We start from the raw sequence: 16,131 nt of genomic DNA on the forward strand, positions 1-16,131 counted from the left end.
TCTTTATGCCACTCGCATAGAGAGAACCTCCTTTGTTAAATAAGTGAAATAGGATGTTACAGCCTAGCCGTCAGTATTTCACATAATGCTCTATTCTACATTCACATAACGACTGTAAGCATCGGTACGAATTTTAACCAGCTTCTCCAGTCCCATTCCCCGCAGCTGTTTCACATAATCAGCCCAGCCCTCGTCAATTTTACCTGTAATTATAAACTGAGCACGCATTGTATTGACATAACTATCGATGTCCGTAGTCAAAGTCAGCAGCAGCTGAAACTCTTCAGCGGTATACATTACATCAGGGAAAGGTGGCGTTGTATAATCACTTCCCAGCTTATCGAGCTGCAGCTTCAGTCCATCTCCGGTTTTTGGGTTTAGAAAGATGGATTTTTCAAACACTGGACTGACATATTTCGGCCCGAAATCCCGGAGTGATTGATCCCAATACCAGGCATCAGCACTGGTACCCATCGGTGGGTCCATCAATGTATAAGAACCGTTGATATTTTTCTTAATAACGGTGTCTATCGCTCCCCAGAAATTTTGAATGCTTGCTTCATTGGTATAGAACTGGTCAGCCCAGCGGGCAGCAATCTCTGGATATTTGCAAGAAGTGGAAATTAGCAGCTCGTTACGCTCCAGATTCATTCCATACGGATTTCCTATGGTGTAGCGCTTACCATCCGGTCCTGCAATCGGAGGAATCGTGATATATTGATCACTCCATTTGCCAAACACGGCATCCGGCGTCCACTGATACGAGAATCCTACGATAGGAGCATCCGGATTAAGAAACTTGGCTGATCTCATCGTTTCATCTTGCGTGAATAACTCTTTATCAAGCAAACCTTCGACAAATAATTTATGCTCCCATTTGAGCCCTTCTTTGTACGCCTCTGAAACAGGGTAATATACCGCATTTCCGTCCTGGACGACCATAAAGTTATTGTTCAGATCCGTGATTCCGAAGGGACTGATGAGATCATTACTTACTTCGATAACAGGTATCTCATCCAGCCTTCCATTCCCATTAGGGTCACGTTCTTTAAATGCTTTTAGCACGTTGTATAGATCATCAATCGTATCGGGAATCTTCAATCCCAATTTATCCAGCCAGGTTTTGTTAATCACGGGTTGGCGTGAGCTTTTAGGACGTAAAGGTAATCTTGCAGGCAAAGAGTAGATTTTCCCATCAGGAAAAGTACTGATTTTTTTCAATTCAGGCTCTTCCTGCATGGCTGCTTTGAGGTTAGGCATATAGCTTTCGATATAGTCATCAAGCGGCCTGAATAAGCTTAAATTATTGACGATATCCGAATCTCCGAAGGTCTCACTCCCTAAAATGATATCTGGAAGTGTACCGCTTGCCAGCATAATGGACTTCCGCTCACTCCAATCATTAGCAGACATCACCTGCCATTCGATTTTGACATTCGTATTTTTTTCCAAATCCTTCAGCCATTGATTCTGGATAAAGTTATCTCCCATGCTTCCCCACCGAACCGTTAGAACCTTCAGCGTCATGGGCTTATCCACGATTGGCAAACCTTCTTTATGAAATTGACCCGGATCAGATTCAACAGAGTTTACCCCTTTATCCCCTTTACAGGCTGTAAGGCCAGCAAGCAACGTTGTCACTAGAAGAATGACGGTGATTGTTCTATTGATACTGTTTTTGGGTTGCTTTTTCATTACGGTCTTGCTCCCTCACAAATGTTAGTTGAAAAGTAGAAGAGCTTATTCCTTCACTGCGCCGATCATTACCCCTTGGTTAAAGTATTTTTGCACAAATGGGTATACACACATAATTGGAACAGTTGCTACGATAATAACCGAATACCGCATCATATTTGCGAGCCGTAACGCGATTTGTGCGGCTTCTCCGGTCCCCATACCAGACTGCATCTGATTGGTAATCAGAATATTTCGCAGGATCAGCTGCAAAGGATACATATTAGGATTTTTCAAATAAATCAAGGCATTAAAATATGAATTCCAATAACCTACAGCGATCCATAAACCTAACACTGCAATAATAGCCTTCGACAACGGTAAAACTATCAGTGCAAAATAACGGAGATTGCCACAACCATCAATTTGCGCTGCTTCCCATAAATCGCCCGGAATACTAGTCTGGAAAAAAGTTCGTGCCACTATGATATTAAAGACTCCAACTGCAAAAGGCAGTACCATAACCAAGAAAGTATCATAGAGATGGAAATCACGAACCGTTAAAAAAGTAGGAATCAACCCCCCGTTAAAGAACATTGTAAATATGAAAAACAGCGAAATATATTTTCGCCCCACAAGGTCCTTTCTTGACAACGCATAGGCAGCTGAGATATTAACTACTAAACCGATTGCAGTCCCAACCACCGTGTACAGAATGGTATTCCAATACCCGATCCAAATATTCTCATGACGAAGCAGCTCTTTATAACCATCAAAAGTAAACCCTTTAGGAAATAGCCAAACTTGACCTCCAGCAACCGCAGAAGGATCACTAAACGAAGCAATGACGATAAAATACAGCGGATAGATCAGGATGATTAGAAAAATTGCCGATATAACGTACATCACAATTTCCATTATAGTATCTGAGGAGCGATTCTTCTTTATTTTTCCTACATTTCCTTTAGTCGCTGTCTCTAAACCTCCCATTTCAATGCTCCTCCCTTCTACCACAAGCTATTTTCGCTTAATTTTTTAGAAATCTGATTGACCATGATCAATAAAATAAAATTAATGACCGTGTTGAACAGGTTGATCGCCGACGAAAAGCTATACTGACTGCTGAGCAGACCAATTTTGTAGACATAAGTAGACAGAATTTCACTTGAAGTGATGTTCAAGTCATTTTGCATTAAGTACACCTTTTCAAATCCAACCCCAAGCAGTCCCCCGACCCGTAGGATAAGCAATGTTATCGCTGTTGGCATCAGCATCGGAATATCGATGTAACGAATTTTATGCATCCGACTTGCGCCGTCTACGGTTGCAGCCTCATACAAACTAGGATCAACAGCAGAGAGAGCAGCGATAAAGATAATGCTGTCCCAGCCGACATGCTGCCACACATCCGACCAGACGTACACACTGCTGAATAATCCGGCAGAGCCCATTAGATCAGGAGCTTCTTTTCCAAAAAGACTATATACATTGCCCAGTAGTCCAGTGCTAGGTGAGAAGAGAATCATCATTAAGCCCACCATAACTACGGTTGAGATAAAATGTGGCATATAGGATACCGTCTGAAAAAACCGTCTGAAACGGTTTGGTCTCATCTGGTTCACCATCAGCGCAAGTATAATCGGAATCGGAAACGTAATCAGACTGTACACACTGATGATTAGCGTATTTTTGATCGTTGCAGAAAATTGATAGGAATTAAAGAACTTCTCGAAGTATTTGAATCCGGCCCATGGACTTCCGCCTATTCCTAACGCCGGGCTATAATCCTTAAAGGCAATGAGCACCCCATACATGGGTTTATATGCGAATAATAACGTAAGGACTACTGCAGGAAAAAGCAACGTATATAAGCCCCAGTTTTGTTTGATTTGTCCGAGTTTCCGACTCAAATGAATTGGATCAGATTTCATAACATCCCCTCCTTATTAAAAATAGAGAATGCTACCCCACAAATTTATGTAGGGCAGCACCTTTTTCGAAAGACGAATAGGTTATTTCACACTCATATAACGACTGTAAGCATCTGTGCGAATCTTAACTAATTTTTCAAGCCCCATTTTATTAAGCTGTTTGACATAATCATCCCAGTCTTCGTCAACTCCGCCTTTGCTAATAAATTGAGCGCGCATTGTATTCACATAACCGTCGATATCCGTGGTCAAGGTTGGCAGCTCCTCGAACTCATCGGAGGTGTACATAACGTTAGGGAAAGGCTCTGTTACATATTCACTACCCAGCTTATCCAGCTGCAGCTTCAGTCCATCTCCACTTTCAGGATTAAGAACGATTTTCTGTTCAAAGGACGGGCTCACATATTTCGGTCCGAAATCTCGAAGAGACTGATCCCAGTACCAGGCATCTGCACTGGTTCCAGCTGGTGGATCCATCAATGTATAGGTGCTGTCATCATTCTTCTTAATTACAGTTCCAATTGCACCCCAAAAATTCTGAATGCTCGCTTCGTTCGTGTAGAACTGATCTGCCCAACGCGCAGCAACCTCCGGATACTTACTCGAAGTAGTAATCAGCAGTTCATTACGGTTAAGACTCATCCCAATTGGATTACCGATTGTATAACGCTTACCATCCGGTCCGGCAATCGGTGGAATCGTCACATATTGATCGCTCCATTTACCAAACACAGCGTCCGGGGTCCACTGATACGTAAAGCCTACGATTGGAGCATCCGGATTTTGGAACTTCGCCGATCTCATCGTATCATCCTGAGTGAATACCTCTTTATCTAACAATCCTTCCGCATACAATTTATTTTCCCATTTAAGGCCTTCTTTGAACTCCTCCGAAACAGGGAAATAGATCGCTTTTCCGTCCTTGATGATCATATTGTTGTTATTCAAGTCGGCAATTCCGAAAGGACTGATCAAGTCATTCCCAATTTCAATAAAAGGAATCTCATCTTGTTTGCCATTTCCGTTTGGATCTTGTTCTTTGAAAGCTTTAAGTACGTTGTATAACTCATCAATCGTTTCAGGAGCCTTCAGGCCCAATTTATCGAGCCAAGTTTTGTTAATCACAGGCTGACGAGAGCTTTTTGGACGCGATGGAAGTCTTGTTGGCAGTGAATAGATTTTCCCGTCAGGAAAAGTGCTGATTTTTTTCAACTCAGGCGTTTCTTCCATGGCCGCTTTAAGATTTGGCATATTTTTTTCAATATAATCATCTAACGGCCGGAAAAAGCTTAGATTATTAACGATATCGGAATCTCCGAAGGTTTGATTTCCGAGGATAATATCTGGAAGTGTACCGCTAGCCAGCAGAATGGACTTCTGTTCGGCCCAGTCATTGGAGGACATCACTTGCCATTCGATTTTGACATTTGTATTTTTCTCTAGATCCTTCAGCCATTGGTTCTGCGTAAACGTGTCTCCCATGCTTCCCCAACGTACGGTCAGCACCTTAAGTGTTACAGGCTCATTAACAATTGGCAGACCTTCTTTGTTGTAACTGCTCGTCTCACTAGTCGCAGCATTATTCCCGTCTTTTCCGCCGCAGCCAGCAATACCAAATACCATAGCCGCCGCCAGCAGACCCACAGTCCATTTCTTTGCCGTCTTTTTCTTACTGTGTTGACTCATCCTCTTAATCCCCCATTTCAATTAATCAAAGATTATCTGAATAGCTTAATCATAACGTCTTATTTTTTCGTATTCCGGACCCTTTAAGACGGTTATCCAGACCTTTGAATCCGCTTACAAAAAATACAAAATCAAAAGCCTTCGCTTGAAGGGACTTAATAACAGTATCCCGACTTCTGTATGTGCTTTCCGGACTTTGCGGTAAATCGCTAGCGAGTTCTCCTGTATTTTTCCTGCAGAGGTCTTATAATGATTTTATGAACAAAAAAACAGCGAAGCACAAAACCTACCCCATTCGTCATTATATAAAAGTCATGATGGCAGTCTCGTTCACAGTCCTCATTCTGGATTTAGCGATCAGCATTACTTCCATTTCTATCGTTAAGCAGCAGTCCACTCGAAATTTACAGGATACTGCGGCACTCTACATTAATCGTATCAATCATGATTTTGCTTACATTAATCACTATATGGGCTGGACGCTTGGGAACGATGAGAGCTTGCTTGCGATGAATACTTACGGGGTCAACAGTATCGAGTTCTTGAAGGCAAATGATAATCTGCATAAACGCTTTACCGAGCTGCAAAAAAACTACGGACATGAGTACAACTTTTTCTACTATTTGAAAAATGAGAACTACTTTTTAAATTGTGCACCGATCAGTGTGACCTATACGGATTACAGGCAACTCAAAACGAAGATTATTTCTTATATTGATGATAAGGAGATGTATGAGAAGTTTTATTCCAAATGGACGCCTATCCTTGTTAACAACCACTACTACGTGATTAATATCGTTCCCTATTACAATCGTTATTTAATTGGACTGATCTCCGCCGATAATCTGATCCGTCCTCTACGCCAAATTAATCTGGGTGCCAATGGTTATGTTTCTCTCGTAGATGAGAATGAACAGCCTTTATCGAGTCCCATATCAAACAGCGGAAAGCTGATAACGAAAGAGGGAGGCTTTTCTAATCTTTTGCAATCGCGTACAACAATCAACAGCGCCTTCTCGGACACCACCTTCAGCACTAAAATGGTCATTAAATATGGCATATTCGAAAAAATCATCATTGCTCAGCTGCTTATAATGTTACTCTTCTTCATTGTAACTTCCACTTTATGCATCGTTCTGCTGTTTTTCAAGAAAAGAGTACTAGGCCCGATTCAAAGCTTCTCTGAGAACCTTGCTTTCATTAATGAGGCTGGGCAACCCGCAGATTTCAAAAGCAGTGAGATTATAGAGCTGGAACAAGCAAACACACAGTTTAAAGATTTAGTTGATCAAATCAAAACCTTCAAAATCGCTATGTACGAGCAGGAACTGGAGAAGCAGCGGATACAACTGGATTATATGAAGCTACAGATCAAGCCCCACTTTTTCTTAAATTGCCTGACTAGCATCTATAGCATGGCCCAAATTGAAATGTATAAAGAAATTGAGAATATGACGTTATCTACGTCGAAATATTTCCGTTATATTTTTCAAAATGGTGAGAATTTTGTCCGGCTGGAGGATGAAATCGAGCATGTCCGAACCTATCTAGAGATTCAAAAGCAACGATATCAGGATGCATTTATTTACAATATTGAGCAAGAGGATCAGGCAAGCTGTGTGGAAATTCCGCCATTAGTGCTGCAAACCTTCATTGAAAATTCTATTAAATATGCGATTTCACGAGAACATGAAGTAGAGATCAGGCTTACAGTCCAGCGATTACGGATTGAAGAGGAAGACATGCTCGTTATCCAGCTCACCGACACCGGTCCCGGTTTTCCACCGCAAGTGTTAGAGAAGCTTAATCTTGGTGAGCCCTTGGATCAAAGCAACGGTATGCAGATCGGCATTATGAATACGCTTAAACGGCTGGAATATCTCTATTTAAAAAGAGCAACTATCACCTTTTCCAATTTGGAGAGCGGCGGCGCTAGTGTAATCTTATCTCTTCCGGAGCTTCCTAAAAAAATCTAAATGAATGGAGAGCTAACTATGAATGTACTGCTTGTTGATGATGACTTTTATGTTATTGCTGCATTGCAAAAGAGAATAGATTGGGAATCGTTACACATTGATACTGTCTATACAGCAAATAATGTCGCTCAGGCACGTGAAATAATAGAAAAGCATTCTATTCAAATTCTGATATCGGATATTGAAATGCCTCAGGGAAGCGGATTGGAATTACTGGCATGGATTCGCGAAGGGAATTATAGTATTCAGACTATACTTCTTACTAATTATGCGGATTTCAACTATGCCCAGAAAGCGATTGAATTGCAAAGCTTTGAATATTTTCTGAAGCCCATCGAATTTGATAAGCTGATGCTGATTATCCACAAGGCTATCACACAGGCAAAAGAGCAGCAAAGAAATGAAAAAGCCATTCAAGGCGGTTACTTTTGGCAAAAAAACCAGGCGAAGATTCTCGAGCATTTTTGGCGGAAGTTGGTTAGTGGAAGCACATCATTTCCGATTAAATTAGCGGACATCACCCTTGCCATTGAGGAACAGAACCTCTCCTATCAAATGAGTGACACTCTGCAGCCTTTAATCTTCAACCTATTTCCTTACAACGGCAGTATGGGAAAAGAAGAGAAGGATCTTTTTGATTTTGCTCTGCTGAACGTATTATATGAATTGTTACAGAGTCCTTGCTTTACCATCGAGAGCATTCTGGAATATAAAGATTATAATTGGATCGCCATATTAAAATGGAACCAGACACCAGACACGCCCTTGCTTGAAGAATTATGCTCTTCCTTTATTCAAAAGGCGATTCCTTATTTAAAATGCGACGTCTGCTGCAATATTGGTTTATACGATAAACTGAATCATGTGGGGAATGTTCTGAAACTATCGCTTCGCATGGATGAGGAAATTACGAGATGCAGAAATCAGACTTTTTTAGTGGAAGCCTATCTCTATCAAAATAAAACTGGCTATACGCCACCGGATCTTGTCTATTTGGAAGAGCTGCTGAACCAGAATCAGTTCACTACTTTTCTTGAGGAAGTTACGAAATCTCTAAGGGTTATGCTTAACAATAGAACTCTGGAGACCGCTGTCCTTAGCTTGTTCCGCTTAGATATTGTTCAGCTAGTCTATTCATTTCTCAACCTCAAAGGGATACGGTCACATAAACTATACTCCGGCAAAACTAACGATAAATTATCCTTGCACTCTCTGAACTCGATCGAGGATATGGAAGAATATCTTAAGTATCTAGTGACTACAGCGATGAAATACCGTGAGTTTGCCGCACAGACCAAATCCGTCGCGGAGGAAATCAAACAATACATTCATTCGCATTACGGTGATGATCTATCGCGAAATGATTTGGCCGAAATTGTCTACCTCAATCCTGATTATCTGGCAAGAATATTCAAACGAGAAACTGGTGTTTCATTAGGCAGCTACGTCATCCAAGTTAGAATCGCGGCTGCAAAGCATCTATTGGAAACCACAAATATGTCTGTTTATACTGTCGCAAACAAGGTTGGCTATAACAACTACTCCTATTTCTCTAAGCTATTCAAACAAGAGGTCGGACTCCCTCCCAACGATTACAAAAAAGAACAACAATACAATCCAGCATATTAAAAAGAGGGTGTCTTAACGACGAAAACCCCCAGAGTCATTATCATGACGACTGGGGGCATTTTTGTTAAGCTTGAATCGCTACATATTTGTCGCCAAGCAAATTTTTAAAATAAGTGCGGTTATATAACATGCTAGGATGGGACGGATAAAAGTTCAGCGCCGTTTCATTATGATGATTCGCTAACTCGTGTTGGCCAAGGCGATCATAACAGAGTGCCAATTGGAGATGCGGCAGCCAGGTATAAAAAATCCCATTTTTCATCCCCATCGAATCGTTATCCCGTGGCAGCTGTATCGCAAGCTCATACCAGTATGTTGCTGGGTGCAATTGACCCTTTTCCAATAGAAGGGCCCCAAGTCGGCAGCAGAACTCTGAACGTGGTTTATCGTACTGTAACGTTCTGCATAATGCTTCATATGCACCGTCTTTATCCCCCAGCCGTTCCCGGCATTCGGCAAGCCTTAAGCAAGCTTGAAAATTATCTTCTATCCAGCCCTGTCCACCCGCCAAAAACAGCTCGTAGTATTTGCAAGCCTCTTCATTTATAGCATGATCCCTTAATTCATTCGCATAATAATACTGATCCCTTGGAGAGAATGTTTCACCCTCGGCCACTCTTTTTTGGTAAATCCGCAAATTACGGTCTGTATATTCCTTATCCTTCTCATGGGTAATACAGACATCACTACTAAAGGAAGGGCCACTTACCTCTAGATACTCATGTACTGGGCCAATCCATTGAAAATTGCAGCTCCGGCGAACTAGCCGATTCCGACGCAAGCTAGCTGTGACATTCCCCGCCTCGTCAAAAGCCAAATTATACTGCATGTTCACGCTGTGAAAATGTCCTGGCAGAATCTCCTTTAGCTTTTTAAACAGAATCTGATCCGCTTCCTTTATATAGTCATCCGCATCCAGCCACAAAATATACTCCTGAGTAGCTTTACTGAAGGCAAAATTACGTGCGGCACTAAAGTTATCGATCCATTCAAAATCGTAAATCACAGCTCCGTAGGACATTGCGATCTCTTTCGTCTTATCCGTCGAGCCTGTATCCACGATAACCACTTCATCTACAAGACTTGCAACGCTAGACAAACATTTATGCAGGCTTTTTTCTTCATTTCGTACAATCATACATAAACTAATCGTGACCATACTCGCCCTCCTAAGCGTTTTGTTTAAAATTTCTTTCTATATTGATATGCAGGGTTAGTGAAATGGAATCCCTATCTATCCCTGCCGATAATGAAGAACTTCAGAAAATAAGGGCTATGTATAGTGTGAATCTTATAATTTCTTATTTTCAAAGAAACTTTCCACTTCATTCATAGGTCTATATAGATATGATCAAAGGAGGTGACGATATATGAAATCAAAACGAAGACGCGTTAGAAATGGCTGGATCTTAACGTCAATATTGTGCGTCGTAATGGCACTTGTGCTGTTGATTGGATATAAAGGCTTCGACTGGAGAACACCTACCATTCCACCCGCATCCACCAACGCACAAACAAATAATGAAGCAAATAACGAACCTACCGTCTCTCAAAATGTGCTCGAATTTCCTAGCAGCGATCCCGATAATGAACCAGTCCGCATTCCATTGCACACCACGCTGGCGCAATTAAATATCGATAGTGGCGACGGAAATGTAAATACAGAGGTTCCCCCCATTCCTGAAATGACCTTTGCCTTATCTCATGAAATGAAAAATCAAATCGAAGCAACGCTCGTCTATAGACCTGATATCGGTGGAGGTTATGTTCTGCTCGCACCTGCTGGATGGCTGGCCACCGCTGTTGTTGGTGCTAATGGTTCGTATGGGGTTACCTTTCAGGATCCAAGCAACCCGGCACAAAACATGAACTATTCAGATAATGCTTGGGGTTGTGTAGGCTGTGCTATCACTGGAATAGGGACTTATTTTCCGAACAAAGACAAATGGGCTAATGAAATGGGATTCACAATTTATAATCCTCTTAAGTTCAGCGAAAAGCATACTTTAGGATCGGCAGGAGCTGAAGCTCGTACTGTCAGATATACACTTCCAGCAGACACAAACGGTTATCAAGCCGAGGGTGCCGCCTATTACGATAAAGGTGAATGGGGTTATTTATTCCGCAATATTGAAATACATCAATCTCAAACAGCCCCGCAACAGGAAGTAATAGAGACCCTGATGAAGTTTTTTACAGATCATCATGGACCACTCTTCATCGCTGATCCAAACGGAGAAAAATCGGACTAATCATGGGGAATTTCTTGATGAATGTTTTTTCAAGGTTTGCTTCTGCATTTAGAAAGACGTAGGTACTATTTTTTGTTATAATCAATGCAATGCGTTGTTTATAAATTCAGACATATATAAAGGGGACGTTACCATGACTCAAATTATTAAAACTCTAACTATTGCAGGCAGCGACTCCAGTGGTGGCGCAGGCATCCAAGCGGATCTAAAAACATTTGAAGAGTATGGTACCTACGGCTTTAGTGCCTTGACAACTATCGTTACAATGGACCCGGACAACGGCTGGCACCATAATGTTTATCCAATTGACGCCTCCATTGTTGCTGAGCAGCTAAAAACTATTTTCGCAGGTGGTCCAGTAAATGCCATGAAGACAGGTATGCTGGGAAGTGTTGAAATTGTGCGTGTTGCTGAGCAAGCGATCAAAGAAAATCTACAGACCAATGTAGTGATTGATCCGGTCATGGTCTGCAAGGGTGAAGATGAAGTCTTGAACCCAGACAGCGCGGAGGCTATTCGTGATTTACTGCTGCCACTTGCCACTGTAGTTACACCAAATCTGTTTGAAGCTGGCGTTCTTTCAGGTCTTGGCAAACTTTCTACCCTAGAGGATATGAAAGAAGCTGCTCGTCTGATTCATAAGCTCGGAGCATGTAATGTCGTGGTTAAAGGCGGCAAAGCACTCGGGGGCGATCAAGCGATTGATGTCTTCTTCGACGGTGCTGAGTACACCGTATTTCAAACAGCCAAAATCGAGCCTGCTCACAATCATGGGGCTGGATGTACCTTTGCCGCTGCCATTACAGGCGGTTTAGCTAACGGTCTGTCCGTTCATGAAGCTGTAGCAAAAGCTAAAGATTTTGTCTCCGCTGCCATTCGCAATGGCTTTGCGTTCAATGAATATGTGGGTCCTGTATTTCATGGTGGCTATCGTTTAGAACGTTAGAACCCTAAGCTACAGATCCTGAAACAAAAATGGCAGTCCAGATGCTGTATTTCAGCACTGAACTGCCATTTTTTTATTGGGTGAGTATAATTACTTAAACCCTGGAAAATCAGCCAGATCGGAAAGACGGATGAAAAATACAATAATTGCTAACACGCCAAGCAGGATAATCGGAAACGGCTGTACTCATGCCCCATCTCCCCTTTCAACTGCAATTATATAAAGCACATTATAGAGTAAAACAAGGGATGGAGCAAACCAACAAGGGCATATTCCATAGGAATATACCCTGTAATATTTAGCGTTTCTATGATTGATTATTCAAAATTCGCAAACTTAATACTTTGCTTATGCTTACGTCTATTCTGATCATTCCACGAGAGAACGACTTCCAGTTCTTTTGCCCCACTCTTTATAAAAAATTGACTAAAGCTAACCGTCTCATTCGGTCTCATATCATAGCTAAATGGATCAGCTAAGATGATTTGTTCCTGATTAGCGTCTTGTACTGGTCGATACAACTCAAAGGTTACATCTATCGTATCTTCACTCAAATTTGTGACTAATAGCTCGTAGCTCTTATATTTTCCCGGCTGTGGCGAAGGCAGTTTACTTTTATGGAGCTCCACTGCCCATTTGGTTGTTTCACTCTTTACAGGTAGCATACTTTTAACCGCATAAATACTAGAGCCACCAGTAATCATCAAACACAGAACTAGCAGCGTCAGCACAAACCTTCTATTCAATGCTCATATCTCCTCGCTATAGGTATGCGTTTAAGATTTACGAACACTGATTTTTTATGCGTTTTTTGGCAAAAAAAAGTACTCGAATCTAAATTCGAGCACTTCATACACATATTATTTAATCAAAATAGATAAAGCACTTTTAGAGCCTAAACGGAACGATAAATCATCCTTACCCTGCAATTTCACAGCTACATTCTCAGCCTTTTCACTATCGTTGAACAGAACAACCGCAATAGAGTGATCTGTATTCTTAAACGCTACGGAACGAATCACTTCTTGATTAGTGGAAGCGTCAATACGTACAGCTTTAGGGCGAATGAATTTGCTGAAGTGTGCCAGTGCATAGTAGTCCAGTGTATACGTAAGTTCCTTAGTCTCTTGGTTGACCGTCACAATACCGCGACAAGTACTTTTACCAAAGCCCGGGACAGTTGGACCGTTCTTCTCATCTAAGGCCATATTCCACAAGACAAAGGATTTACTATGATTTCTGAGAATATCAATCCCTGTTCTCATGACATTCGAGAAGGCTTGTTCAAACGGAGGAATCCATTCGCCACCAGAACCTTCTGTGAAATGCACTTCTTTATCCGCGAAAGCTTTCAGCACCTCTGATTGTGCTGACGCATTCCCGCCATACCAGTGCCAGGCAACACCGTCCACTTCATCTTTCGCATAATCGAGCACCGTGAGTGGATAATCCGGACGATCCCAGTTGTGATCATAGCAGAGAATTTTTGTATGGATGTTGTTTTTCACGAAGCTAGGCTTCAAATAATTTTTAATGAAATCTCTTTGCGCCTCAGGCAGCATTAACATACTTGGATAGTGCTTTGGTTCAAAAAGAGGCTCGTTCTGCGGTGTTACCGCATAAGTTGGCAGACCGTGCTCTTCAAATGCTTGAATGTATCGTACAAAATAATCGGCATAAGCCTGGTAATGTTCATGTTTAAGTTCACCGGCGATCATAGATCCGCTAGTCTTCATCCAGCCTGGTGCACTCCAAGGTGAAGCCATCAGCTTGATCTCAGGATTAAGTTCCAGCGCTTGTTGTAACAAAGGGATAATATCAGCTTCATCATGTGCGATGGAGAAATGAGTTAATTCTGTATCGGTTTCCTGAGCAGGCATATCGTTATAGCTATAAATATCTCTAGCATAATCCGATGCTCCCATTGGATTTCTTAATACGGACAAGCCAATTCCATCTTGGGAATCAAAAAGCTTGCTCATGACTTCTTTTTTCTGTTCATTGTCAAGGACTTGGTTAATCAAATATGCGGATGAATCCGTAAAGGATGCCCCGAAGCCATCCATTTCCTGAAAGGTTTGATTCTCATCAAGGTTTACAGTAGTGACCGGCTCATCTGAAGCCATTGGAGTCAATTGTTCTAGCGTTTGCTCTACGAACAATTCATTTTCCCCTGTAGATTGATAAATTTTAAGTTTTGTCATGTTGTTTCCCTCCACTTTTCTATATATTTTGCTATGTTTCTGTAGGATAAGGCCCCGGTAAAGGGGCCCCATCCAGCCTTTTACTTATTTAAGACCTAATTTTTCTTTGTTGTTCTTCATTTTTTCAGTGCGAATTTCTGCGATCTTATCCCAGTTGTTATCCTTCAAGAATGATTTGTAAGCAGCCAAGGTGCTATCAAATGTTGCTTCATCCTTAGCACGAATCATACTCACAAGCGTAGTGTTCCAATTTGTATCGATTGCAGATAGACTACGAGCTTCCGGCGTTCCTTGAGCCGGGTTGATATTTTCAAGAATAAAGTGTGGTTTCAGCTTACCTTTACCCCACTCTTGCATTTGTTTAATAGAATCTGCGAATGCGTCATTACTTAGAGCTTTATCGCGGTCATGTCCAAAGAACATAAATTCGCCCATCCGGTAATCCTTTTTAAATTTATCGGCATTATTCAATTGAAGATCTTTGATTTCAGGTAAAAATTCAATTTTACCCGCTTCGTTAACCTTATAGGTTTCCCCTTCAATACCATAGTTCATAAGCTTTTGTCCTTCTTCACTCAATAGATAAGTGTAGATCTGAATCGCTTTGGCAGGGTCTTTAGCCTTTTTAGTGACATAGGTAATCATCCAGCCTGTAATTCCTGACTGATTCAACGTTGGCTCATGTCCAACTGTGCTTTGCGGTCCATCAATAGCGATATATTCTTTGTCTGGATTTTCTGTCATGAAGATTTGCAGGTTACCACTTTGTTGAGGTGTTCCATCGAGCATCAGCGTTGCATATTTACCGGATTTCAATTTTTCTTCAAAAGCCGTCCCATCATCTGCAAAGCTGTCATCGCTGATGTCACCATTTCTGTAGACTTCATTTAATGTTTTCAACCAAGTCAGATAATCCTCATCTAGGTTACGGTTGTAGAATTCACCATTTTCGGTTTCCATCGGTACGCCGATGAAATCCTGAAGAACATCTCCCAAAGAACCAGTGCCTGTGCCAATAGAGTTAAAACCAAAAGGAATCATTGCCGGGAATTGCTTTTTGATTTGCTGCATAACACTCTTGAATTCTTCAGGAGTTCCAATGCTTGGTTTTCCTATCGCTTCGTAAACATCCTTGCGGATTACAAATGCCGTTTTAGCAGGAATGTTACCGCTATCAAAATCGTTTTGCGTATTAGAATAGTTAGGATAGCCATAAGTCTTACCGTCTGCTAATTGGAACCAGTTCATCGTATCTTTTGCTGCTACTTTATTGAAATAAGGATCATATTTATCCGCCAGATCATTCAAAGGCAATGCCCAAGTTGCGGCTTTTTGTACCACTGGTGAGTTCGAATCAAAGATAGTCAACATATCCGGCATTTCGCCACCGGCAAAAATAGTATTTAACTTCGTGTCGTCCCCAGTAATGAATTTAATATTGATGTTCAGGTCCTCTTTAATCTTTTTAGTAACGAGGTCCTTACCAAAGTCTGTGTTCCACCAATCCGCATTTACATACCAAGTGAGATCCGTAGTTTCCTCTTTTTTATCAAGCTTCCAAGCTGGTGTTTCTGGGTCAATTGTATATCGCCCTTCAATGGAGCTTAATTCTTTGCTGGAGTTATCAGAACTACCCTTCGATCCACAACCCGTAAATACCAATACAACAGCCATAAGCGCAGTACAAAGTTTGAGTCCTTTTTTCCCAAATGCTTTGTTCATCCCTTGTTTCCCCCTAAAAAAGTTTTGGTAGTAACGGAAGTGTAGATCTGATAGTACAAGCTACACTTCCGATGGATCATTTCGTACATAAGTGTTTGCTATAAAACCCCT

General features: G+C 41.5%; 12 protein-coding genes. 4 read left to right on the forward strand and 8 right to left on the reverse strand.

All coding sequences use genetic code 11. The features are described 5' to 3' along the window. Positions 1-90: 90 nt before the first annotated feature. The 4 genes from MKX35_RS23290 to MKX35_RS23305 form a co-directional block, all read right to left on the reverse strand. The gene (locus MKX35_RS23290) at positions 91-1,695 is read right to left on the reverse strand and encodes an extracellular solute-binding protein (RefSeq protein ID WP_076298460.1); all 1,605 of its coding nucleotides are present in this window, start codon (positions 1,693-1,695) and stop codon (positions 91-93) included. Between the two features lie 45 nt (positions 1,696-1,740). Continuing rightward, positions 1,741-2,664, reverse strand: a complete 924-nt coding sequence (locus MKX35_RS23295) for a carbohydrate ABC transporter permease (RefSeq protein WP_076283054.1) — start codon at positions 2,662-2,664, stop codon at positions 1,741-1,743. A 17-nt stretch (positions 2,665-2,681) separates the two neighbouring features. Next, on the reverse strand, positions 2,682-3,605 hold the full coding sequence (locus MKX35_RS23300) for an ABC transporter permease (protein WP_042187071.1): 924 nt from the start codon (positions 3,603-3,605) through the stop codon (positions 2,682-2,684). Positions 3,606-3,686: 81 nt separating this feature from the next. Beyond that, positions 3,687-5,291, reverse strand: coding sequence for an extracellular solute-binding protein (locus tag MKX35_RS23305; protein ID WP_076298461.1), 1,605 nt, complete (start codon positions 5,289-5,291; stop codon positions 3,687-3,689). Positions 5,292-5,548: 257 nt separating this feature from the next. On the opposite strand from MKX35_RS23305, the gene MKX35_RS23310 reads away from it, so the two are divergent. Both MKX35_RS23310 and MKX35_RS23315 read left to right on the forward strand, forming a co-directional pair. Then, positions 5,549-7,267, forward strand: a complete 1,719-nt coding sequence (locus MKX35_RS23310) for a sensor histidine kinase (protein ID WP_076298462.1) — start codon at positions 5,549-5,551, stop codon at positions 7,265-7,267. Between the two features lie 18 nt (positions 7,268-7,285). Then, positions 7,286-8,896 carry a response regulator transcription factor gene (locus MKX35_RS23315; RefSeq protein WP_076298463.1) on the forward strand — a complete coding sequence of 537 codons (1,611 nt, stop codon included), beginning with the start codon at positions 7,286-7,288 and terminating at the stop codon, positions 8,894-8,896. Between the two features lie 64 nt (positions 8,897-8,960). Here the strand turns inward: MKX35_RS23315 and MKX35_RS23320 are convergent, their stop codons facing one another. Then, entirely contained in the window at positions 8,961-10,055 is a 1,095-nt protein-coding gene (locus MKX35_RS23320; protein ID WP_076298464.1) for a glycosyltransferase family 2 protein, read from the reverse strand. 211 nt (positions 10,056-10,266) lie between these two features. Here MKX35_RS23320 and MKX35_RS23325 point away from each other — a divergent pair, with 211 nt between their 5' ends. Beyond that, a complete protein-coding gene (locus tag MKX35_RS23325; RefSeq protein WP_076298465.1) occupies positions 10,267-11,148 on the forward strand; it encodes a DUF4850 domain-containing protein in 882 nt (293 codons plus the stop codon). 133 nt (positions 11,149-11,281) lie between these two features. Further along, positions 11,282-12,094, forward strand: a complete 813-nt coding sequence (thiD, locus tag MKX35_RS23330) for a bifunctional hydroxymethylpyrimidine kinase/phosphomethylpyrimidine kinase (protein WP_076298466.1) — start codon at positions 11,282-11,284, stop codon at positions 12,092-12,094. A 317-nt stretch (positions 12,095-12,411) separates the two neighbouring features. Here the strand turns inward: thiD and MKX35_RS23335 are convergent, their stop codons facing one another. The 3 genes from MKX35_RS23335 to MKX35_RS23345 form a co-directional block, all read right to left on the reverse strand. Then, positions 12,412-12,840, reverse strand: coding sequence for a hypothetical protein (locus MKX35_RS23335; RefSeq protein ID WP_076298467.1), 429 nt, complete (start codon positions 12,838-12,840; stop codon positions 12,412-12,414). A 114-nt stretch (positions 12,841-12,954) separates the two neighbouring features. Further along, entirely contained in the window at positions 12,955-14,298 is a 1,344-nt protein-coding gene (locus MKX35_RS23340) for a glycoside hydrolase family 30 protein (protein ID WP_076298468.1), read from the reverse strand. Positions 14,299-14,382: 84 nt separating this feature from the next. Beyond that, positions 14,383-16,020: a sugar ABC transporter substrate-binding protein gene (locus MKX35_RS23345; protein WP_076298469.1), complete on the reverse strand. Its 1,638-nt coding sequence runs from the start codon at positions 16,018-16,020 to the stop codon at positions 14,383-14,385. Positions 16,021-16,131 lie beyond the last annotated feature (111 nt).

Origin of the sequence: Paenibacillus sp. FSL R5-0923 (genome assembly GCF_038009145.1) — a bacterium.
GTDB lineage: Bacteria > Bacillota > Bacilli > Paenibacillales > Paenibacillaceae > Paenibacillus_AQ.